Consider the following 19,648-nt stretch of genomic DNA (forward strand, 5'->3'; position numbering starts at 1 on the left):
CGATCAGCAGGTGCATTCCTACGACTGTGGGGCGCGGATCGATGTGATCCGCGCCCCACAGTCGCACCCGGGGCTTTCCGGCCACCCTGACTTTGGGTACGGTTAGGTAAGCCTCACCGAATAGGGGATGGCTCGCCGCACCGCTCAGCGCCAGGAGGTGAACCGCGTGTACGTCTGCTCTTGCTTCGGGATCACCGACCAGCAGGTCAAGGAGCACGCGGCTGCCGGGGCCTGCACGCCCCGCCAGATCGCCTCGGCCACCAAGGCCGGCACCGACTGCGGCTCCTGCGTGCGCACCATCCAGGGCATCCTCGGCCGCGGGGCGTGCCCGCGCAGGGAGCTGCTGGAGAAGGGCGGCGCGGTGTCCGTGCTCGCGGCCGACCCGGAGGCGACGCCCTCGCCCGAGCTGGCGGAAGCGGCCTAGGAACCGGACCGGGCCGGCGCGCGTCGGCCGGCAGCCGGTTCGCCCGATCGGCCGACGGTCAGCTCGGCTGCTCGATCAGCTGCGCGATGTAGAGCGCCTCGCCCAAGGACTCGATGAGCTCCAGCTGGGTGTCGAGGTAGTCGATGTGGTGCTCCTCGTCCTCCAGGATCTCCTCGAAGAGGCGGGCCGAGGTGATGTCACCCTTCCCGCGCATGACCTCGATGCCCCGCTTCAGCCGGTCGATGGCCTCGACCTCGACCTGGCGGTCCGCCTGGAACATCTCGGTGATGGTCTGCCCGACGCGCACGTGGAAGAGGCGCTGGTAGTTCGGCAGGCCGTCCAGCATCAGGATGCGCTCGGTGAGCTTGTCCGCGTGCTTCATCTCGTCGATGGACTCTTCACGCGTGTACTTGGCGAGCTTGGTCCAGCCCTTGTTGTCCTGGATGCGGTAGTGCAGCCAGTACTGGTTGATGGCCGTCAGCTCGCCGGTCAGCTGCTCGTTCAGAAACTCAAGGACCTCGGGGTCGCCCTGCATCGCAGAGGCTCCTTCCAGGCAATGTCAGCTATGTGACGGGGCAGTTGCGCGCATCCTTGCACCGCCGCTGAGGGCCGTCCAGTAAGTGCCTCCTTAGTGGGAGTTACCGTGACTTGCCCGAATCGGCCCCGGCCTGGTCATGACCACCCTGCCCAGTCTGTCACCATGGAGTCATGGGTCAGCCGGAAAGCCGGGAATCTCCGGGAGCAGAGCAGCTGGAGCTTCCACCGGGGCAGCGGCTGCAGAAGGGCTGGCCGGTCACCCACTATGGTCCCGTGCCCAAGTTCAAGCCGGACCGCTGGGAGTTCCGGGTCTTCGGCGCCACCGCCGACGGTGACAAGCACTGCTGGAACCACGAGGAGTTCACGGCGCTGCCGTTCGCCTCCGTCGTGGCGGACCTGCACTGCGTCACGAAGTTCAGCATGCAGGGCGCGGAATGGGGCGGTGTGCTCGCCCGCGAGGTGCTGGCCCTGGCGCCTCCCGCACCGCAGGTCACCCACGTGATGGTGTGGGCCGAGTACGGCTTCAGCTCCAACCTGAGGCTGGCCGACTTCGCATCCGACCGGACCGTCTTCGCCACCCACCAGGGCGGTGAACTGCTCACCGCCGAGCACGGTTTCCCCGTCCGGCTGGTGGTCCCGCACCTGTACGCCTGGAAGGGCCCCAAGTGGGTCCGCGGCATCGAGTACATGACCGCCGACCGCCGGGGCTTCTGGGAGGAGCGCGGCTACCACAACATCGGCGACCCCTGGCGCGAGCAGCGCTACTCGTACCAGGAGGAGCCGGGGGAGGGCCCCGAACTCTAGGGGCGTTCCGAGGACGCCCCGGGGGGCGCCCCTCAGTGGTGGTACTGGTGGACGACCGCGTGACCCATGCCGCGGCCGATCATCCACTTGTTGACCGGCGTCGTGATCACGAAGGCGGCCGCCAGCGCGACCGCCAGGACGATCCAGAACTTCGGGTCCGACACGTGCGCGTCCATCGCGCCCGGCCACAGTGCGATCACCCCGTTGTCGATCAACTCCATGACGGCGATCGACAGGGTGTCCGCGGCGAGGGCCACCCGGACGGCCGCCCCCAGGCCGACGCCGGCGGCGAGGATCCCGCGCAGGGTGAGTGCGTAGCCGAAGAAGAAGGCGAGGATGATCGCGAGGATCATCGTCGAGACGTTCCCCCAGCCCAGGGCGGTGCCGATGACCATCCCGAGCACCTCACCGATGGCGCATCCTGTGAGGCAGTGCAGGGTGGCCCGGGCGGCCGCCGCCCAGTCGACCCCGCCGACGCCGCCATGGCCGTGAGCCTGGCCGTGCTGGCCGTGCTGGTCGTGCGGGTGGTGCTCGTCGTGCGGGTGGTGCCGGTGGTCGTGCCCTTCGTGCGTCTGCTCCATGACAACCCCCTCGTGGGAAAGCCGGGTAGCGGTCCGTCGACATGACGAACCGTATACCCCCAGGGGGTATTCCTCAAGGGTCAGTGGATCACTGGGCGCCGCGCAGCTCCTTCAGCAGCGCCACATCCGCCGCATGCCCTTCCTTGCCTCCGGGCGTTTCGATGATCAGGGGTACGCCGTCCATCGCGGGGTGCGTGCACAGCTCGGCGAAGGCGTCCCGGCCGATGTGGCCCTGGCCGATGTTCGCGTGCCGGTCCTTGTGCGCGCCCACGCCCTCCTTGGAGTCGTTCGCGTGGACCAGCTTCAGCCGGCCCTCGCCCACGGTGTCCACCAGCAGATCCAGCGTCACCTTCGTCCCGCCCGGCTCCGCCAGGTCGTGACCGGCCGCGAAGACGTGGCAGGTGTCCAGACAGATCCCCAGCTTCGGATGGTGGCGCAGCGCATCGAAGTACGGACCGAAGTCCTCCGCGAGCGAGCACAGCGAGGAACCCTGCCCGGCCGTCGACTCCAGCAGCAGAAACGGGTCGTCGTCGTGCGTCAGCGCGTCCAGCAGCGGCAGCATGTACTCCCTGACCTGCTCGTACGCCGCCTCCCGCGGGCGACCGCCGGTCGCGGAGCCGGTATGGACGACCACCCCGAGCGCGCCGATCCGCCGGGCCCGGCGCAGCGAGTGCCGCAGGGACTCCACCGACCTCTCCACGGTGGCGGCGGTGTGCGAGCCGAAGTTGATCAGATACGGCGCGTGCACGTACGCGGGGATGCCCTCCCGCGCGCACTCCTCGCGGAACCGTTCGTCCTGCGCCGGATTGCCGACCGGGGTGGCCCAGCCGCGCGGATTGGCGACGAAGACCTGGACGGCCTCGGCGCCCATCTCCCGGGCGTACGCCAGCCCGACCGAGGCCAGACCGCCCGCGACGGGGACATGTCCGCCCACTGGATTGCGTACCACGAGCGCCTACAGCCCCTTGATCCGGATGGTGATCGTCAGGCCCTCGGCCGCGGTCTGCCCGGGGAGCACCGACTGGGCGTCCACCGTCCTGCTGAAGGAGAGCAGCGGCCGGTCCACCTTCACCTTGAAGCCCGCGTCCTCCAAGGTCTTGCGGGCTGTGTCCACGTCCTGGCCGATCACGTTCGGGACCGGCAGCTGGCGCGGTCCCTTGGACACCGTCAGCGTGACCGTGTCCCCGGCCGCCGCCTGGGTCCCGGCGCCGATCGACTGGTTGGCCACCGTCCCCGGATCCGAGGGCGCGTTCACCTGCTCGGGAGCCGTGGCGACCTTGAGGCCCAGACCCTCCAGGGTGGCCTTCGCCTGCTCGAAGGGCAGCCCCGTCACGCCGGGCACCGGCACCGGCCGGCCCTTGCTGACGACGATCGAGACCGCCGTGTCGGGCGCACGCTTCTCGCCGCCCGCCGGATTGGTGCTGATCACCGAGCCCTGGGCGACGTCCTGGCTGAAGGCCTGCGTGACGATTCCGGGGGCCAGCCCGGTCCTGGTCAGCTCCTCCTTGGCCTCCTCCAGCGGCCTGCCCCGGAGGTTGGGCACGGACACGACCTCGGGACCGCGGGAGATCGTGATGGTCACCGCGCCGTTGCCGCGGATCCGCTGCCCGCCCGCGGGGTCGGTGTTCATCACCGTCCCGCGCTCGAAGGCGTCGCTGAACTTCCGGTCGACCCCCTTCACCCCGAGACCGGCCTCGGAGAGCTGGGCGCGAGCCTGCTCCTCGGTCTTGCCGAGCAGGTTGGGGACCTTGGTGAACTGGCCCGAGCTGATGTACCAGACGCCCGTGCCGATGCCGAGCGCCAGCAGCACGCCGACGACCGCCAGCAGCACGCCGCGGCGCGGCCGGCCGCCGACCGCCGACCGGCGCCCGGACGGAGCGGGTGGGTCCAGTGGGGGCGCCTCGAAGCGGGAGGTGAGGTTCACGGGCTCCGCCGCCACCGGGCGCGGGATGACACCGGTGCGGTCCTCGGCGGACGACCGGTCCACGGCGCGCGCCTGCGGCGGTACGGCGTCCAGCTCGACGTCGCTGAGTCCGGCGCGGGCCTCGCGGGTGAGGCCGAGCAGGGCGGCGGCGTCGTAGGGGCGCAGGTCGGGGGTGCGGGCGGTGGCGCAGGCCACGAGCCCGTCGAGGCCCGCGGGCAGGCCGGGCACCGAGGCGGACGGCGGCGGGACGTCCTCGTGCAGGTGCTGGTAGAGCACCTGCGCGGGGGTGGCGCCGACGTGGGGCTTGGAGCCGGTGAGCATCTCGTAGAGCACGACACCGCAGGCGTAGACGTCCACGCGGGTGTCGGCGACGCCGTTCTCGATCTGCTCGGGTGCCAGGTAGGAGACGGTGCCGAGCACCGAGCCGGTGGTGTTGGTCACCGAGTCCACCGACCGGACCAGCCCGAAGTCCGCGACCTTGACCCTGCCGTCGTCGCCGATCAGGACGTTCTCGGGCTTCATGTCGCGGTGCACGAACCCGGCCCGGTGGGCGGCGCCGAGGGCGGCCAGGACCGGTTCGAGGATGTCGAGGGCCGCCCGCGGCTGGAGTGCACCGCGCTCGCGCAGCACGTCGCGCAGGGTGCAGCCGGAGACGTACTCCATCGCCAAGTAGACGTAGGGTCCGTCCGTGCCCTGGTCGAACACGGCGACCACGTTGGGGTGCGCGAGCCGCGCCACGGACTTCGCCTCGCGGATGAACCGCTCGACGAAGCCGGCGTCGGAGGCGAGGGCCGGATGCATCACCTTCAGGGCGAGGATCCGGTCCAGCCGGGTGTCGACGGCCCGGTAGACCGTGGCCATGCCGCCGGCCGCGATGCGGGCGTCGATGCGGTAGCGGCCGTCGAGCACGCGCCCGACGAGAGGGTCTTCCAGGGTCGTATCCACCCGCCGATTCTACGAGCCGGCGCCGGTGTCCCGGCGGGGGCGGGTCTCGTTGCAGCGCAGCTGTGACGTGAGCAGGGGGCGGGGCGGGATTCCCGGCCGGCGTGAACCGGAGCGGCGCGGGGGCCGGCGCGACTCCCGGGGCACGTCCCCGGCGACCGCCCGACGGCCGCCCGGCCACCGCCGCACCCGCACCGGACGCCTCCCGCCCCGCCCCCCCCAGGCCGCCCCGTTGCGTCCTCAGAACGCGGGCCGCTCCGGGTCCAGCGCCGCGCGGCCCTCCCTGGGGGAGGAGGCTTCGGCGAAGCGGCGCTGGGGGATGCGGCCCGCCCGGAAGGCCAGGCGGCCGGCCGAGACGGCGTCCCGCATGGCGGATGCCATCAGGACCGGTTCCTGCGCCCGGGTCACGGCGGAGGCCAGCATCACCGCCGCGCAGCCCAGTTCCATCGCCAGGGCGGCGTCGGAGGCGGTACCCGCGCCCGCGTCCAGGATCACCGGTACGCCCGCCCGCTCCGTGATGAGTTCGAAGTTGTGCGGGTTGCGGATGCCCATGCCGGAGCCGATGGGAGCGCCGAGCGGCATGATCGCCGCGCAGCCCACGTCCTCCAGCCTGCGCGCCAGCACGGGATCGTCGTTCGTGTACGGCAGGACGGTGAAGCCCTCGTCCACCAGGATCTCGGCGGCGTCCAGCAGCTCGACGCCGTCGGGCAGGAGGGTCCGCTCGTCGGCGACCACTTCGAGCTTGATCCAGTCGGTGCCCAGGGCCTCCCGCGCGAGGCGGGCCGTGAGGACGGCCTCGCCCGCGGTGAAGCAGCCGGCGGTGTTGGGCAGGACCGAGATGCCGAGGCCGGCCAGGACGGAGAGGACGGAACCCTGCACCGTCGGGTCCAGGCGGCGCATGGCCACGGTGGTGAGTTCGGTGCCGGACGCGGCCAGGGCGCGCTCCAGCACGTCCAGGCTGGGGGCGCCGCCCGTGCCCATGATGAGGCGGGAGGAGAAGGTCCGGTCGCCCAGTGCGAACAGGTCGTCGGCCATGCCGGTCAGCCTCCCTGGACCGCGGTGAGGATCTCCACGCGGTCGCCGTCGCCCACGCGGGTGGCCGGCCACTGTCCGCGCGGGACCACGGTCTCGTTGAGTGCGGCCGCCACCCCGGAGGGAGCCGCGGTCAGGGTCGCGACGACGGTGTCGAGCGTGGTGCCGGCCGCGACCTCGCGCGGCTCGCCGTTGACGGAGATGGTCATGCGTACGACTCCTGACGTGCGGCGGAGAAGCGGCGGGGGGTGAAGGGGCGTGCGATCCCGGGCAGTTCGCCGCTGACCAGCAGCTCGGCCATCACCTCGCCGGTGAGCGGGGTCAGCAGCACCCCGTTGCGGTAGTGCCCGGTGGCCAGGTGTAGGCCGGGCAGGTCGGTGGGGCCCAGCAGCGGGGCGTTGTCGGGTGATCCGGGGCGCAGTCCGGCACGGGTCTCGGTCAGCGGGAGTTCGGTGATGCCGGGTACCAGCTCGTGGGCGTCGCGCAGGAGTTCGTAGACCCCGCCCGCGGTGACGGTGGTGTCCCAGCCGAGCTCCTCGCTGGTGGCGCCGATGACGAGTTCGCCGTTCTCGCGGGGCACGAGGTAGACGTGGCTGCCGCGCACGACCGCCCGTACGGTGCGGGAGAGGAACGGCGCGTACACGGGCGGTACGGAGAGCCGCAGCACCTGGCCCTTGACGGGCCGCACGGGCGGCAGCACCTCGGCGGGCACCCCCGCCAGCCTGCCGCTGAGCGAGCCCGCGGCCAGGACCACCTGGTCGGCCCGCAGCTCCGTGCCGTCGTCGAGGAGCACGCCGGTCGCCCGGTCCGCGGTGGTGAGCAGTTGCTCGGCCGCCGCCCGGTGGACGGTCACCCCGGCGCCTTCGCAGGCGGCCAGCAGGGCGGCCGCGAGCCGCCGCGGATCGACCTGGTGGTCGCCGTCGACGCGCAGGCCGCCGCGAACCCCCGGGGCGAGCATGGGCTCCAGACGGCGGCACTCGCGGCCGGTGAGCCAGGCGGACTCCAGGCCGCAGCGTCGCTGGAGGGCGTGCAGTTCGCGCAGGTGGAGGCGGTCGTCGGCGTCGAGGGCGACCGCGAGGGTGCCGCAGGCGCGGTAGCCGATGTCCATGCCGCCGCTCGCTTCCGCGAGCTCGGAGGCGAACCGCGGATAGCGTTCGGCGGAGGCGAGGCCGAGGCCGAGGAGGGACTCCTCGCCGTAGTGGAGTTCGGTGACGGGGGCGAGCATGCCGGCCGCGACCCGGGCGGCGCCGCCGCCGGGTGCCGGGTCGGCCAGTACGGTGCTCAGTCCGCGCTCCGCGGCCCGCCAGGCGGTGACCAGGCCGATGATCCCGCCGCCGACGACGAGGACGTCCGATCCGCGGTCGGATCCCGTTCGAGATGAGTGCATGGGCGTCCAGCCCCTCCCTTCGCCGGCATGACCCGGATCAGGTTCGTACGGTCGGAGGCCGGCCAGCCTCCCTCTCAGCCCGGTGCGCCGGACTCCCGCGATAGGTACGGTGGCCAGACTATCCCGGCGGAGGACGGCGGGTAAGGCGGCACCTGTTCCTGACGGAGCGTCAGATGATTAGGGTGGCGGCGTGAGCGAGCAGACGGAACACAATCAGCGCGGCGTCGTGATCGTCGGCGCCGGAATGGCCGGGGTGCAGACCGCTGTCGCCCTGCGCGAGCAGGGCTTCGCGGGCCCCGTGACCCTGCTGGGAGCCGAGCCCCACCAGCCCTACGATCGGCCCCCGCTGTCCAAGGCGGTGCTGCTCGGCAAGGCCGAGGACTCCGCGTTCGACGTGGACTTCGAAGGCCTGGGCATCGACCTCCGGCTCGGCACGGAGGTCACCGGCCTGCGGGCCGCGGACCGCGAACTGGACACCGAGGCGGGACCGGTCCCGTACGGGACCCTCGTCCTGGCGGTCGGCGCGCAGCCGCTGACCCTGCCCGGCGCCGAGGGCGTCCCGGGCGTCCACCTGCTGCGCACGCTGGACGACGCGGCGCGGCTGCGCCCGGTGCTGGCCGCCGCGTCCCGGGTCGTGGTGGTCGGCGCGGGCTGGATCGGGGCGGAGTTCGCCACCGCGGCCCGGGAGGCCGGCTGCGCGGTGACGGTCGTGGAGGCGGCGGACCGGGTGCTGGCGGGCGCCCTGCCCGCCGAGGTGGCCGAACCGATGGCGCGCTGGTACGGCGAGGCCGGCGCCGAGCTGATCACCGGAGCGAAGGTGGCCGGCGTCGAGGAGGGGCGCGTCCTCCTGGCGGACGGGCGCACCCTGCCCGCCGACGCGGTCGTCGTGGGCATCGGCGCGCGGCCCGCCACCGATTGGCTGTCCGGGTCCGGCGTGGAGCGCGGCGCCGACGGCTCGGTCACCGCCGACGCACACCTGCTGACCTCCCTGCCGGGGGTGTACGCGGTCGGCGACTGCGCCTCCTTCCCGTCCGGTCGCTACGGGGCGCGGCTGCTCGTGCACCACTGGGACAACGCGCTCCAGGGGCCGCGGGCGGTCGCGGCCAACATCCTGGCCGGGGAGCCCACCGCGGTCTACGACCCGGTTCCGTACTTCTGGTCCGAGCAGTTCGGGCGCTTCGTGCAGTACGCGGGCCACCACGGCGGGGCCGGGGCCCCGGTGTGGCGCGGCGACCCGGCCGGGGAGACCTGGTCGGTGTGCTGGCTGCGCGACGGCGCCCTGGCCGCGGTCCTCGCGGTCGGCCGCCCCCGGGACCTGGCCCAGGGCCGCAAGCTGATCGAGACGGGCGCCGCCGTGGACCCGGCCGGGGTCGCGGACCCGGGGACCCCGCTGAAATCGGCCACCCTCTAGCCGGTGGCACGGGCGGTACGGGCGCGCCGGGCCGCGGCGTGCCACGGACGGTCCGCCCGGGTACCGGCTGTCGGTGGGAGGTGGCAGGCTTGGCCTGTGACCGAGATTGACGCAAAGATCGATTCCCTCGTCCCCGACTGGCTGTACCTCCCCGACATCGCGGAGATGCTCCACGTCGAGGTGACGCGGGTCCGCCAGATGGTCAAGGAAGGGCAGCTCATCGCCGTCCGCCGGGGCGAGAACCGGGCCCTGCAGGTTCCAGCCCCCTTCATCGACGGAGACAAGGTGGTCAAGGGCCTGGTCGGCCTGCTGACCGTCCTGCGCGACGACGGCTTCTCCGACGAGGAGATGCTGGAATGGCTCTTCACTGCCGACCCGACCCTGCCCGGCACGCCCGCCCAGGCGCTGAGCGAGAATCGCGGCACGGAGGTGAAGCGCCGCGCTCAGGCGCTCGCCCTCTGAACCGATCCGCAGTAGCTCCACCGCGGTGTACGGGCCAGGTGCCCGTACACCGCCTCCATCACGGGGGGTACACCCATGCAGCTGTCCGACGCCCGGCTCTACCTGTGCACGGACGCCCGCAAGCGCCAGGGTGACCTCCCCGAGTTCCTCGACGCCGTCCTGGCCGGGGGCGTGGACATCGTCCAGCTCCGCGACAAGGGCATGGAGGCGGGCGAGGAGCTCGACCACCTCCAGGTGTTCGCCGAGGCGGCGCGCCGCCACGGCAAGCTCCTCGCCGTGAACGACCGTGCCGACGTGGCCCATGCCATCGGCTCCGACGTCCTGCACCTCGGGCAGGGCGACATCCCCGTCCCCGCGGCCCGCGCCATCCTCGGCGGGCAGGTGCTCATCGGCCGCTCCTGCCACGCGGAGGACGAGGTCGCGGCGGCCGCCGCCGAACCGGGCGTGGACTACTTCTGCACCGGGCCCTGCTGGCCCACGCCCACCAAGCCCGGACGTCACGCTCCCGGCCTGGACCTGGTCCGCTACGCGGCCTCGCTGGAGCAGGACCGGCCCTGGTTCGCCATCGGCGGCATCGACGCCGCCAACCTGGACCAGGTGCTGGACGCCGGCGCCACCCGCATCGTGGTCGTCCGCGCGCTCACCGAGGCCGCCGACCCCGCTGCTGCCGCCGCCGACCTCGCCCGGCGGGTCCGGGCCCGCCTCGGCTGAGTCCGGATCCGGCGGGGGTCCGGCGACGGGTCCCGTCCGCCCGGACAATCCGCCCGGACAACCGGTGGCATTCCACGCCGCCACAGCCCGAGGAAGCCCGTGCGGGCCGGAGACACGCCCGCAGGTGTCCAAAAACATGTCCAAAAGGCGGACGCCGCTTCGGGGAGCGCCGGGGCGCGTCTAACCTGCCCACATGGCCTCTGGTACCGCTTCCACCTGGTCGGACCGCGCACACACGGTCCGCGACCTCCTCGCGTCCGGGCGCTCGTACTCCTTCGAGTTCTGGGCACCGAAGACCGAGAAGGGCGAACGCAACCTCTGGAACGCCCTGCGCCGGGTCGAGGCGGTGTCCCCCAGCTTCGTCTCCGTGACCTATGGAGCCGGCGGTTCCACCCGCGGCGGCACCGTCAAGGCCACCCAGGAGATCGCGGCGGACACCACGCTGACCCCGGTGGCGCACCTGACCGCCGTGGACCACTCCATCGCCGAGCTGCGCCACGTCATCGGCCAGTTCGCCGATGCCGGGATCCGCAACATGCTCGCCCTGCGCGGCGACCCGCCGGGCGACCCGATGGCCGAGTGGGTGGCCCACCCGGAGGGCGTGCACTACGCGGCCGACCTGGTGCGCCTACTCAAGGAGTCCGGAGACTTCTGCGTCGGCGTCGCGGCCTTCCCCGAGATGCACCCGCGCTCGACGGACTGGGATACGGACATCCGACACTTCGTGGACAAGTGCCGTGCCGGCGCCGACTACGCGATCACCCAGATGTTCTTCGATCCCGAGAATTATCTGCGGCTGCGCGACAGCGTCGAGAAGGCGGGCTGCGACACCCCGATCATCCCCGAGGTCATGCCTGTTGTGGGTATCAAGCAGCTCGACCGACTGCCCCAGCTGAGCACCGCGGTCTTCCCCGCGGACGTGAAAGAGCGCATGCTCGCCGTCAAGGACGATCCGGCCGCTGTACGCTCCATTGGCATCGAGTTCGCCACGGAGTTCTGCGCGCGGCTGCTGTCCGAGGGTGTACCGGGACTGCACTTCATCACGCTGAACAATTCCACGGCGACTCTCGAGATCTACGAGAACCTGGGCCTGCACCAGCGGGCTTGACCGGCCGTACCCGTGTGACGGCCGTACCGAGAGGGGCCTTGCATGGGTATGACGGTCCTCTACATCGCGTTCGGAATCGTCGCGCTGTGGCTGCTTGCCGAGGTACTGATGCAGTACAAGGCCCGGCTGCGCTGGCGCCTGCTCGCCTTCGCCGGCTTCCTCGGCGTGGTCGCCGGGGTGATCCTGCCGTCGGTACCGGTCATCGGCGCCGGCGCGGCGGCCTTCGCCGTGGGCCAGACCCTGGTGACGCTCTCCTTCCGCAAGGGCTTCGTCGCCGGCTGGGCGGTGCGCCGCGGCGGGGCGCCGGTCCGGAAGACCGGACGCCGCAGAGGCGGGGCTGCCGCACAGGAGCCGGCGCTCCAGGTCACCGCCCTCGCATACGACGACGCGGACGGAGCACCGGCCGAGGAGGTCCACAGCCCGCAGCCGGTGCCCGAGGAGACCGGTTCCTACGGGATGCAGGGTTTCGCGACCCAGGCCCCCGAGGTCGACGAGACGGCCGCATTCGCCTCGCCGTTCACCACCGCCGAGCAGGACGCCCACCAGTACGCGGCCTACTACGACCAGCACGACCAGGGCGGTTACGACTACTCCGCCGGCTACCCGACAGGCGAGCAGCAGCAGGTCTACGCCGCCTACTCGGACCCGTACATCGGCACCGGCGGCGGTGTCGTCCCGCCCCAGCCGTACGACTACACCCCGTACGCCGACTACGGGCAGCAGCAGTACTCCACGGACACCCCGCCCGGCGGCGTGTGGGTCCCCCAGCAGCGGTCCACCGACGCGGGCGGCCGACCGTACCCGGGGGACGGGCAGGGCGAGCCGCCGCAGCAGTACCCGTACCCGCAGCAGGGCGAGTACGGGCAGTACCGCTACTGAGCCGGCCGGGGCCGCGGCGGGCTCACTGGGAGCCGCGGAACCCCGCGCCCTCCACGATCAGCCCGGCCACCAGGGCCCCGGTCATCCCGGCGTGCGCGAGCCCACCGCCCGGATGGGCCCAGCCGCCCGCCAGGTACAGGCCCGGCACCGCCGTGGCGTTGGCCGGGTACAGCAGCCCGCCACCGGCACCCGCGAGCGCCGGCGGCGGTACCGCGCCGCCCACGGCGCCGGTCGCCGCCTCGACGTCGGCCGGGGTGCGCACCTCCTGCCACAACAGTCGCTCGCGCAGGCCCTCCACGGCCTCCTCCGCAAGGTCCAGCAGCTCCCCGGGCTCCGAGGTCCCCGGCCCGTGCACGGCGCTCACGGTGACCGCCTCGTGCTCCGCGTCGGGCCGCGTGGCGGGATCGTCCGGCCGCATCACGGTGACCTGGCGTCCGGCCGCGTGCACGAGGGTGCGGTGGGCGGTTCCCGGGGGGCGGGGGCCGCGCAGCGCGAGCAGCAGCGTGATCCGGCCGGGCACGCCGTCGCCCCGGGCCGGGACCGCCCCGGCCGGCCACGGCAGCGAGTCGGCCGGAAGCAGCCGCGGGTCGATCCCGCAGACGACGAAGTCGGCGGCCGCCTCGGTGCCGTCGGCCAGCAGCAGGCCGGCCGCCTGGCCGTCTCGGACCAGCACCTCCCGCACCCGCGCCCCGAAGACGAAGGCGACCTTCCGCTCCACGCAGCGTTCGTACACGGCGGTGGCCAGCGCCCGCATCCCGCCGCGCACGTACCAGCTGCCGAAGGTCTGCTCCATGTACGGGAGCACGGCCGCCGAGCCGGGAGCGGTGGCGGGGTCGAGGCCGTAGCCGCGGACCACTCCGGTCAGTACCTCCGCGAGGGGGCCGCCCAGTTCCCGTCCGGCCACCTCGGCGAGGGTCGGGCTGCGGCGCCGCAGCAGGCCGCTGCGCCGCAGGGCAGGGTAGGGATCGCCGCCCAGCGTCTGCCGGGCACCGTCCCGCAGGGGCTCCTCCAGCAGCGGGCGGCGGGTGGCGTCCCAGGCGTCGCGGGCGCGGCCCAGCACGGCGTTCCAGCGCGCGCCGGCACCCTCGCCGAAGGCGGCCTCCAGGGCGGCGGCGACACCGCCGTGCGAGGCGCCGGGGAGGGTGACGTCGATGCCGTGGCCGGGCAGGACGTGTCGGACCGCCGGGTTCACCTGCGCCATGTCGACGCAGTCCTCCAGCGGCCGCTTGCCGGTCTTCACGAAGAGGTCGCGGTAGACGGCGGGCAGGTGCAGCAGGCCGGGCCCCGTGTCGAAGGCGAAGCCGTCGCGCTCGTACCGGCCGACCGCCCCGCCGTAGGTCGCGCCACGTTCGTACACCGTTACCCGGTGCCCCGCCACGGCCAGCCGGGCCGCTGTCGCCATCGCGCCCATGCCGGCGCCGATCACCGCAATTCGTGCCATGCGGCCGAGCCTATGGCCCCGGGCGGGCGGCCGCGGTCAGCGGGGTGGCGCCCCGGTGACCTCGCGGGCCTCGGCGGCCAGCCGCTTCTCCTCGCGGCGCTGGGCGCGGCGGCGGAGGAAGCGGCGGATCCGGCTCCAGAGGAAGACCACTATGGCCAGTCCGACGACCAGCAGGGAGCCCGCGATGACCGCGGCGGGTACCGGGTGGAAGATCGCGAAGGTGACGAGGCCCGCCACGCCGAGGTCCTCGGCGATGCTCACCGCCACGTTGGTGAACGGCTCGGGTGAGGTGTTGATCGCCATCCGGGTGCCGGCCTTCACGAAATGGCTGGCCAGCGCCGTGGTGCCGCCGACCGCCCCGGCGGTGAGGTCGGAGAGGGAGCCGCTCTGCCCGGCCAGCAGCGCGCCGATCACCGCACCCGCCACCGGGCGGATCACGGTGTGGACGCTGTCCCATATCGAGTCGACGTACGGGATCTTGTCGGCGGCCGCCTCGCACAGGAAGAGCACGGCGGCGGCGATCAGCACGTCCGTGCGCTGCAGGGACGCGGGGACCTCGTCGGTCAGGCCGGTACGGCCGAAGATGCCGAGCAGGAGGACCACGGCGTAAGCGTTGATCCCACTGGCCCAGCCGCTGGTGAAGACCAGGGGGAGCACACTCATCGGATCATCATGCCGTACGGGCGCGTCGGCGTGCCGGAGGCCGGCGCGGAACAGTGAGGGGACGGTCGCGCGGCGGCGGCCGTCCCCTCACTCACGTGTTCCGGAGCCTACTGTCCCTGCTCGTCACGGCGGCGCTGCCACCGGTCCTCGATGCGGTTCATCATCGACCGACGCTGCCGGTTGTGGCCGCGGGTCGAACCGCCGGTACTTCCGGAGACGGGCTGCTCGCCGGGCTTGGGTGCCTTGCGCCAACCGGTGACCACCAGGACCGTGCATCCCAGCATGACGAGGAACCCCACCACGCTGATCCACAGCACGTTCGGAATGATCACACCGGTCATGAGGAGCGCGATACCCACCACAATGCCTGCGACTGCCTGGTAGACCCGTCGCCGGGTGTACGTACGCAGCCCGCTTCCCTCAAGCGCTGTCGCGAACTTGGGGTCTTCGGCGTACAGCGCTCGCTCCATCTGCTCGAGCATTCGCTGCTCGTGCTCCGAGAGCGGCACGGGAGTCCTCCTCATCCGTCGGTCGCGGGGGTGGCGACCAGGGGTCCCCTTCAGGATAGGCGGGGAATCGCCCCCGTGACACCCGCCCTCAAACCACGTTCCAAAATGACAAAGCACGGCGTAGACGGAGCCGGTAAAGCCACTGCGTGAAAACCGTACCGCCGCGGGAGCGGTCACTGGGGCCGTTATTCCCCAATGGTCCGTTCACCATGCCGGTCACTGCTCCCGATCATACGGGGCGGACCGGTCGGACGGAGGATGAGCGGCAGACTCCGAGCGGGCAGGAGCAGCAGTTCAGGCCCGCTTCTCGCCCAGGACGTGCAGCTGTGTGGCCACCGCGTGGAAGGCGGGCAGCTCCGCCGCGGCCTCCTCCAGACGCAGCAGTGCCTCGACCGCGCCCGGCTCTGTGTCCACCAGGACGCCCGGAACGAGGTCGGCGAAGATCCGCACCCCGTGCACCGCGCCGACCGCCAGACCGGCGTCGCCGACCAGGCCGGACAGCTGCTCGGCGGTGAAGCGGCGCGGCACCGGGTCGCCGGAGCCCCAGCGGCCCGCGGGGTCGGTGAGGGCGTTGCGGGCCTCCGTGAAGTGCCCGGCCAGCGCGCGGGCGAGCACGGCCCCGCCGAGTCCGGCGGCCAGCAGGCTGAGCGTCCCGCCGGGACGCAGGGCCGCCACCGCGTTGGCCACGCCCTCGGCCGGGTCGTCCACGTACTCCAGTACGCCATGGCAGAGCACCACGTCGTACGCGTCCCGCTCGACCACGTCCAGCAGGCCCTGGGCGTCGCCCTGGACGCCGCGGACCAGGTCGGCCACGCCCGCCTCGGACACCCGGCGCTCCAGCCCGAACAGTGCGTTCGGGCTGGGGTCGACCACGGTGACCCGGTGGCCCAGGCGGGCCACCGGGACGGCGAACTTGCCGGTGCCGCCGCCGGTGTCGAGCACGTCGAGCACATCCCGCCCGGTCGCCTTCACCCGGCGGTCGAGCGCCTCCTTGAGGACCTCCCACACCACGGCGGTGCGGAGGGAGGCACGGGGGCGTGGAGTGTCCGACACGGCTGATGGCTCCTCGGCGGGGTAAGGGTGAGCGGTCCGTGCCCCACCCTATTGCCTTCCGCAGCCGGGCAGGTCATCCCGCGTCCGGACGCTCCGGGCGCGGCTGTGGCGCGGTCTGTCCCGGGCTTCGGGGCGCGGTGTCGGCGGGCACCGGGACGGCGAGCAGCCGTTCCACCAGGCGCAGGAACATCGAGGCGGCGCGCAGCAGGTCGTCCGCGTCCCGGGCGCCGGCCGCATCCGGTATCCCCGCCTCCGCCCGGGCCCGGCGAGCGGCGCCGGAGGCGAAGAGTGCACTCCACTCCGCGAGCTCCGGTGCCAGCTCCGGCAGCACCTCCCACGCGCTGCGGATCCGGGGCCGCCGCCGCGGGTGCGGCGGCTCGGGCCGAGCGCGCGCCGCGAGCACGGCCGCGGCGGTGCGCAGCGCGGAGAGGTGGGCGGTGGCGTAGCGCTCGTTGGGTCGGGTGAGCAGGGCGGCCTCGGCCAGGCCGCTGCGGGCCTTGGCGAGGAGGTCGAGGGCGGCCGGCGGGGCCGCCGACTTCCGCAGGACGGGGTGGACAGGGGACGGGGACGGTGTGGCCATGACGAACCTCCTGTCGATGCGTGGTGCGTTGCCTCCATCGTGACGGGCCCCACTGACAATCAGCCTGACCTGCATGTTTTCCGTCAAATGCACAGCAACTGCCCCCTCCTGTACGCCTGGTGCGCGACGGGGTGATAGTTTTGAACTGACCGGTCAGTTCAAAAAGAAGGGGGACGGCGTGGACAGCCCGCACGGCGCGGCCGTCAAGGCCGAGGGCTTCGGACTCAAGGGCCCGCGGGGCTGGGCCTTCCGGGGGCTCGGCATCGACGCGGCGCCCGGCTCGCTCATCGCGGTCGAAGGCCCCTCCGGCAGTGGCCGCACCTGCCTGCTCCTGGCCCTCACCGGGCGGATGAAGCCCACCGAGGGTCACGCCGAGATCGGCCGGCACCGGCTGCCGAAGAAGATGGCCGCGGTCCGCCGGATCGCCGCCCTCGGCCCGGTCCCGGGGGTCAACGACCTCGACCAGTCCCTCACGGTCGCCGAACAGCTGCGTGAGGGCGCTCTGCTCCAGCGCCACTACGACGCCCCGATCCGTTCCCTGCTGCGGCCCAGGGCCGAGCGCCGCGCCGCGGCCTCCACCCGGATCGAGGCCGCCCTGGACGCCGCCGGACTGGACCTGGCCACGCTGCCCAAGGGGGAGCGCACCACCGTCCGGGACTTGGAACGCCTGGAAGCCGTCCGGCTGTCCGTTGCGATCGCCCTGCTCGGCTCGCCGAGGCTGCTGGCCCTCGACGACCTCGACATGAAGCTCTCGGACACCGAACGCACCGAGGTCTGGGCGATGCTGCGCTCGATCGCCGCCCGGGGGACCACCGTCCTCGCCGTGTGCAGCGAGGCCCCCGCCGACGCCGTGGTCCTGCGGACCGCCCCGAGGGAGGACGGCGGTGCCGGGACCGACCGGCGCGCGGAGCCGACGGCGCAGGCGGAACCGGCCGCGGAACAGGACTCCGGCGCGAGGCAGGGCTCCGCCGCGGACGCCGGCTCCGGCACCGACAAGGTCGAGAAGGCCGACAAGGTCGAGAAGGCCGACAAGGTGGAGAAGGCCGAGACGGCCGCCCACGACAACGACGACACGAAGGGGACGGACGATGCGCTCGCCGAAGCTGGCCGCGCTTGAGCTGAAGCGGTTCGGGCGGGGGAAGCTGCCCCGGGCCGCCCTCGTCGCTCTGCTCCTGCTGCCGCTGCTCTACGGAGCCCTGTACCTCTGGTCCTTCTGGGACCCCTACAGCCGCCTCGACAAGGTGCCCGTCGCCCTCGTCAACTCCGACCGGGGTGCGACCGTCGACGGCAAGCACCTGGACGCGGGCGGTGAGCTCACCAAGAAGCTCCGTGACAGCAGGACCTTCGACTGGCGGGAGGTGAGCGCCGAGAAGGCGGCCAAGGGGCTGGAGGACGGTACGTACTACCTGACCCTGACCATGCCGGCCGACTTCAGCGAGAAGATCGCCTCCAGCTCGGGCGACGACCCCGCCACGGGAGCCCTCCAGGTCCGCACCAACGACGCCAACAACTACGTCGTCGGCTCGATCTCCCGCTCCGTCTTCTCCGAGGTCCGCTCGGCGGCGTCCGCCAACGCCTCCCGCGGTTTCCTCGACAAGATCTTCGTCAGCTTCTCCGACCTGCACGACAAGACCGCCGAGGCCGCCGACGGCGCCGACCGGCTCAAGGACGGCGCGGGCAAGGCCCAGGAGGGTGCCAAGGAACTCGCCGACGGCCTCGACACCGCCGGGGAGAAGAGCGGCGAGCTCAACAGCGGCCTGAAGAAGCTCAACGCGGCCGCCGCCAAGCTGGAGACCGGTACGCGGGACATCGCGAACGGCACCCAGGTCCTCGCCGACCGGGTCAACGGTGCCGCCGACAAGGCCCGCCCCTTCGTCAAGGACCCCAAGAGCCTCGCGGCCACCGCCGAGCTGGTCGCCGACAGCGCGAAGGTGGTCAACAACCACCTCGACACGTTCGTGGAGAAGGCCCCGGCCGCCGCGGCCGTCGCCAAGCGGGCCTCCAGCGGCGCCGACGCCTATTACACCAAGCACTGCGTCACCCCCGGCGCCGAACCGCACCTCGCCTCCTGCCCCGACCTGAAGAAGGTCAGGGACGACGCGGCCGAGGCCGCCGAACTCAGCGGCGACGTCAGCACCCTGGCCAAGAGCGCCGGCGGGGACGTGGCCAAGCTCCGCACCCAGCTGACCGACCTGGAGGGCAAGGCCCGCGAGCTCGCAGACAAGGCCCCCCATCTCGCGAGCGACCTCGACGCGGCCGTCGCCAAGGTCAACGCCCTCAACACCGGCGCCCACAAGGTCGCCACCGGTATGTCCCAGCTGCACACCGGCCTCGGCTCCGCCACCACCGGCTCCGGCGCCCTCAGCGACGGCGTCGGCAGGCTCGGCGACGGCGCCCACCGCCTCGACGGCGGCATGTACAAGCTCGTCGACGGCACCGGTGAGCTGGCCGGCGGCCTGCACGAAGGTGTCGGCAAGATCCCCGACTACGACCAGCAGCAGCGGGACGCCCGCACCGAGGTCATGGCCGACCCGATCAGGCTCGCCAACCAGTCCCTGCACAAGGCGCCCAACTACGGCACCGGCTTCGCGCCCTACTTCATCCCGCTGTCCCTCTGGGTCGGCGCGATGGTCGCCTACATGCTGATCGCCCCGATGAACAAGCGGGCCCTGTCCGCGGGCGCCTCGCCCTGGCGGATCGCCCTGGCCGGCTGGCTGCCCGTCATGGGCATCGGCGCCGCCCAGGTCGCCCTGCTGATGTCCGTCCTGCGCTGGGCCCCGGACCTCGGCCTCAAGATGGCCAACCCGGCCCTCACCATCGGCTTCCTGCTGCTGGTCACCGGCTGCTTCGCGGCGATCATCCAGTGGCTCAACGCCAAGTTCGGCGCGGCGGGGCGGATCCTCGTCCTCGCCGTCCTGATGCTCCAGCTGACCTCCGCGGGCGGTACCTACCCCGTCCAGACCAGCCCGGACTTCTTCAACGCCGTCCACCCCTACCTGCCGATGTCGTACGTCGTGGAGAGCCTGCGCCGCCTCATCACCGGCGGCGACCTCACCCCGGTCTGGCAGGGCAGCCTGGTCCTGATCGCCTTCACGGTCGGTGCCCTCGCCCTCACCGCGCTCGCCGCCCGCGGCAAGCAGGTGTGGACCATGGACCGACTGCACCCGGAACTGAGCCTGTAGGGATGTGTTGACCTGTGA

General features: G+C 72.6%; 21 protein-coding genes and 1 riboswitch. Of the genes, 9 read left to right on the forward strand and 12 right to left on the reverse strand.

Annotated features, from left to right (window positions below; translation table 11 throughout):
• Nucleotides 1–127: 127 nt before the first annotated feature.
• Nucleotides 128–424, forward strand: a complete 297-nt coding sequence (locus ACFW2G_RS17335; protein ID WP_172671391.1) for a bacterioferritin-associated ferredoxin — start codon at nucleotides 128–130, stop codon at nucleotides 422–424.
• A gap of 58 nt (nucleotides 425–482) precedes the next feature.
• Here the strand turns inward: ACFW2G_RS17335 and bfr are convergent, their stop codons facing one another.
• Nucleotides 483–959, reverse strand: coding sequence for a bacterioferritin (bfr, locus tag ACFW2G_RS17340; RefSeq protein WP_037926968.1), 477 nt, complete (start codon nucleotides 957–959; stop codon nucleotides 483–485).
• Between the two features lie 173 nt (nucleotides 960–1,132).
• Between bfr and ACFW2G_RS17345 the strand changes: the two genes are divergently transcribed.
• Complete coding sequence (locus ACFW2G_RS17345; RefSeq protein ID WP_037926961.1) at nucleotides 1,133–1,765, forward strand: sulfite oxidase-like oxidoreductase; 633 nt, start codon at nucleotides 1,133–1,135, stop codon at nucleotides 1,763–1,765.
• A 32-nt stretch (nucleotides 1,766–1,797) separates the two neighbouring features.
• On the opposite strand, the gene ACFW2G_RS17350 is transcribed toward ACFW2G_RS17345, so the two are convergent.
• From ACFW2G_RS17350 to thiO, 6 genes are all read right to left on the reverse strand, one after another.
• Complete coding sequence (locus tag ACFW2G_RS17350; RefSeq protein WP_384581167.1) at nucleotides 1,798–2,346, reverse strand: DUF4396 domain-containing protein; 549 nt, start codon at nucleotides 2,344–2,346, stop codon at nucleotides 1,798–1,800.
• A gap of 88 nt (nucleotides 2,347–2,434) precedes the next feature.
• Complete coding sequence (locus tag ACFW2G_RS17355) at nucleotides 2,435–3,295, reverse strand: deoxyribonuclease IV (protein ID WP_384581165.1); 861 nt, start codon at nucleotides 3,293–3,295, stop codon at nucleotides 2,435–2,437.
• Between the two features lie 6 nt (nucleotides 3,296–3,301).
• A complete protein-coding gene (gene pknB / locus ACFW2G_RS17360; RefSeq protein ID WP_037926954.1) occupies nucleotides 3,302–5,215 on the reverse strand; it encodes a Stk1 family PASTA domain-containing Ser/Thr kinase in 1,914 nt (637 codons plus the stop codon).
• A gap of 237 nt (nucleotides 5,216–5,452) precedes the next feature.
• Nucleotides 5,453–6,247 carry a thiazole synthase gene (locus ACFW2G_RS17365; RefSeq protein ID WP_037926951.1) on the reverse strand — a complete coding sequence of 265 codons (795 nt, stop codon included), beginning with the start codon at nucleotides 6,245–6,247 and terminating at the stop codon, nucleotides 5,453–5,455.
• A 5-nt stretch (nucleotides 6,248–6,252) separates the two neighbouring features.
• Nucleotides 6,253–6,453 carry a sulfur carrier protein ThiS gene (gene thiS / locus ACFW2G_RS17370; protein WP_030033166.1) on the reverse strand — a complete coding sequence of 67 codons (201 nt, stop codon included), beginning with the start codon at nucleotides 6,451–6,453 and terminating at the stop codon, nucleotides 6,253–6,255.
• On the reverse strand, nucleotides 6,450–7,631 hold the full coding sequence (thiO, locus tag ACFW2G_RS17375; protein ID WP_384581162.1) for a glycine oxidase ThiO: 1,182 nt from the start codon (nucleotides 7,629–7,631) through the stop codon (nucleotides 6,450–6,452). The genes thiS and thiO overlap by 4 nt, the downstream gene beginning before the upstream one ends.
• Nucleotides 7,629–7,740, reverse strand: a riboswitch (TPP riboswitch). It overlaps the preceding gene by 3 nt.
• An 81-nt stretch (nucleotides 7,741–7,821) precedes the next feature.
• Between thiO and ACFW2G_RS17380 the strand changes: the two genes are divergently transcribed.
• The 5 genes from ACFW2G_RS17380 (at nucleotide 7,822) to ACFW2G_RS17400 (ending at nucleotide 12,202) form a co-directional block, all read left to right on the forward strand.
• Nucleotides 7,822–9,042, forward strand: coding sequence for an NAD(P)/FAD-dependent oxidoreductase (locus ACFW2G_RS17380; RefSeq protein WP_384450190.1), 1,221 nt, complete (start codon nucleotides 7,822–7,824; stop codon nucleotides 9,040–9,042).
• Between the two features lie 96 nt (nucleotides 9,043–9,138).
• A complete protein-coding gene (locus ACFW2G_RS17385; RefSeq protein ID WP_037926940.1) occupies nucleotides 9,139–9,504 on the forward strand; it encodes an Rv2175c family DNA-binding protein in 366 nt (121 codons plus the stop codon).
• A 75-nt stretch (nucleotides 9,505–9,579) separates the two neighbouring features.
• Nucleotides 9,580–10,215 (forward strand): thiamine phosphate synthase, encoded by a 636-nt coding sequence (gene thiE / locus ACFW2G_RS17390; protein WP_037926937.1) that lies wholly within the window; start codon nucleotides 9,580–9,582, stop codon nucleotides 10,213–10,215.
• Between the two features lie 193 nt (nucleotides 10,216–10,408).
• Nucleotides 10,409–11,323: a methylenetetrahydrofolate reductase [NAD(P)H] gene (metF, locus tag ACFW2G_RS17395; protein ID WP_384581160.1), complete on the forward strand. Its 915-nt coding sequence runs from the start codon at nucleotides 10,409–10,411 to the stop codon at nucleotides 11,321–11,323.
• 42 nt (nucleotides 11,324–11,365) lie between these two features.
• The gene (locus ACFW2G_RS17400) at nucleotides 11,366–12,202 is read left to right on the forward strand and encodes a hypothetical protein (RefSeq protein WP_037926931.1); all 837 of its coding nucleotides are present in this window, start codon (nucleotides 11,366–11,368) and stop codon (nucleotides 12,200–12,202) included.
• A gap of 22 nt (nucleotides 12,203–12,224) precedes the next feature.
• Here the strand turns inward: ACFW2G_RS17400 and ACFW2G_RS17405 are convergent, their stop codons facing one another.
• The 5 genes from ACFW2G_RS17405 to ACFW2G_RS17425 all read right to left on the reverse strand — a co-directional run bounded on the left by ACFW2G_RS17405 (nucleotide 12,225) and on the right by ACFW2G_RS17425 (nucleotide 16,448).
• Nucleotides 12,225–13,643, reverse strand: a complete 1,419-nt coding sequence (locus tag ACFW2G_RS17405) for a phytoene desaturase family protein (protein ID WP_384581158.1) — start codon at nucleotides 13,641–13,643, stop codon at nucleotides 12,225–12,227.
• 36 nt (nucleotides 13,644–13,679) lie between these two features.
• Nucleotides 13,680–14,306 (reverse strand): DUF4126 domain-containing protein, encoded by a 627-nt coding sequence (locus ACFW2G_RS17410; RefSeq protein WP_384581156.1) that lies wholly within the window; start codon nucleotides 14,304–14,306, stop codon nucleotides 13,680–13,682.
• A 107-nt stretch (nucleotides 14,307–14,413) separates the two neighbouring features.
• A complete protein-coding gene (locus ACFW2G_RS17415) occupies nucleotides 14,414–14,815 on the reverse strand; it encodes a DUF3040 domain-containing protein (protein WP_037926923.1) in 402 nt (133 codons plus the stop codon).
• Nucleotides 14,816–15,109: 294 nt separating this feature from the next.
• Complete coding sequence (locus tag ACFW2G_RS17420) at nucleotides 15,110–15,868, reverse strand: methyltransferase domain-containing protein (RefSeq protein ID WP_037926920.1); 759 nt, start codon at nucleotides 15,866–15,868, stop codon at nucleotides 15,110–15,112.
• Between the two features lie 73 nt (nucleotides 15,869–15,941).
• Nucleotides 15,942–16,448, reverse strand: coding sequence for an SAV_6107 family HEPN domain-containing protein (locus ACFW2G_RS17425; protein WP_384581154.1), 507 nt, complete (start codon nucleotides 16,446–16,448; stop codon nucleotides 15,942–15,944).
• 178 nt (nucleotides 16,449–16,626) lie between these two features.
• Here ACFW2G_RS17425 and ACFW2G_RS17430 point away from each other — a divergent pair, with 178 nt between their 5' ends.
• Nucleotides 16,627–17,565 (forward strand): ATP-binding cassette domain-containing protein, encoded by a 939-nt coding sequence (locus ACFW2G_RS17430; RefSeq protein WP_384581152.1) that lies wholly within the window; start codon nucleotides 16,627–16,629, stop codon nucleotides 17,563–17,565.
• Nucleotides 17,537–19,630 carry a YhgE/Pip family protein gene (locus ACFW2G_RS17435; RefSeq protein ID WP_384450169.1) on the forward strand — a complete coding sequence of 698 codons (2,094 nt, stop codon included), beginning with the start codon at nucleotides 17,537–17,539 and terminating at the stop codon, nucleotides 19,628–19,630. Before ACFW2G_RS17430 ends, ACFW2G_RS17435 begins: the two co-directional genes overlap by 29 nt.
• The last annotated feature ends 18 nt before the right edge of the window (nucleotides 19,631–19,648 follow it).

Source organism: Streptomyces sp. NPDC058880 (assembly GCF_042742535.1).
Classification (GTDB): domain Bacteria; phylum Actinomycetota; class Actinomycetes; order Streptomycetales; family Streptomycetaceae; genus Streptomyces.

Bases quoted from the DNA above. Each gene is read 5' to 3' on its own strand.
- ACFW2G_RS17400 (WP_037926931.1), top strand. From the start codon at position 11,366: ATGGGTATGACGGTCCTCTACATCGCGTTCGGAATCGTCGCGCTGTGG.
- ACFW2G_RS17435 (WP_384450169.1), top strand. From the start codon at position 17,537: ATGCGCTCGCCGAAGCTGGCCGCGCTTGAGCTGAAGCGGTTCGGGCGG.
- ACFW2G_RS17345 (WP_037926961.1), top strand. From the start codon at position 1,133: ATGGGTCAGCCGGAAAGCCGGGAATCTCCGGGAGCAGAGCAGCTGGAG.
- ACFW2G_RS17350 (WP_384581167.1), bottom strand. From the start codon at position 2,346: ATGGAGCAGACGCACGAAGGGCACGACCACCGGCACCACCCGCACGAC.
- bfr (WP_037926968.1), bottom strand. From the start codon at position 959: ATGCAGGGCGACCCCGAGGTCCTTGAGTTTCTGAACGAGCAGCTGACC.
- ACFW2G_RS17405 (WP_384581158.1), bottom strand. From the start codon at position 13,643: ATGGCACGAATTGCGGTGATCGGCGCCGGCATGGGCGCGATGGCGACA.
- ACFW2G_RS17410 (WP_384581156.1), bottom strand. From the start codon at position 14,306: ATGAGTGTGCTCCCCCTGGTCTTCACCAGCGGCTGGGCCAGTGGGATC.
- ACFW2G_RS17365 (WP_037926951.1), bottom strand. From the start codon at position 6,247: ATGGCCGACGACCTGTTCGCACTGGGCGACCGGACCTTCTCCTCCCGC.
- metF (WP_384581160.1), top strand. From the start codon at position 10,409: ATGGCCTCTGGTACCGCTTCCACCTGGTCGGACCGCGCACACACGGTC.
- thiE (WP_037926937.1), top strand. From the start codon at position 9,580: ATGCAGCTGTCCGACGCCCGGCTCTACCTGTGCACGGACGCCCGCAAG.
- thiO (WP_384581162.1), bottom strand. From the start codon at position 7,631: ATGCACTCATCTCGAACGGGATCCGACCGCGGATCGGACGTCCTCGTC.
- ACFW2G_RS17425 (WP_384581154.1), bottom strand. From the start codon at position 16,448: ATGGCCACACCGTCCCCGTCCCCTGTCCACCCCGTCCTGCGGAAGTCG.
- ACFW2G_RS17335 (WP_172671391.1), top strand. From the start codon at position 128: ATGGCTCGCCGCACCGCTCAGCGCCAGGAGGTGAACCGCGTGTACGTC.
- thiS (WP_030033166.1), bottom strand. From the start codon at position 6,453: ATGACCATCTCCGTCAACGGCGAGCCGCGCGAGGTCGCGGCCGGCACC.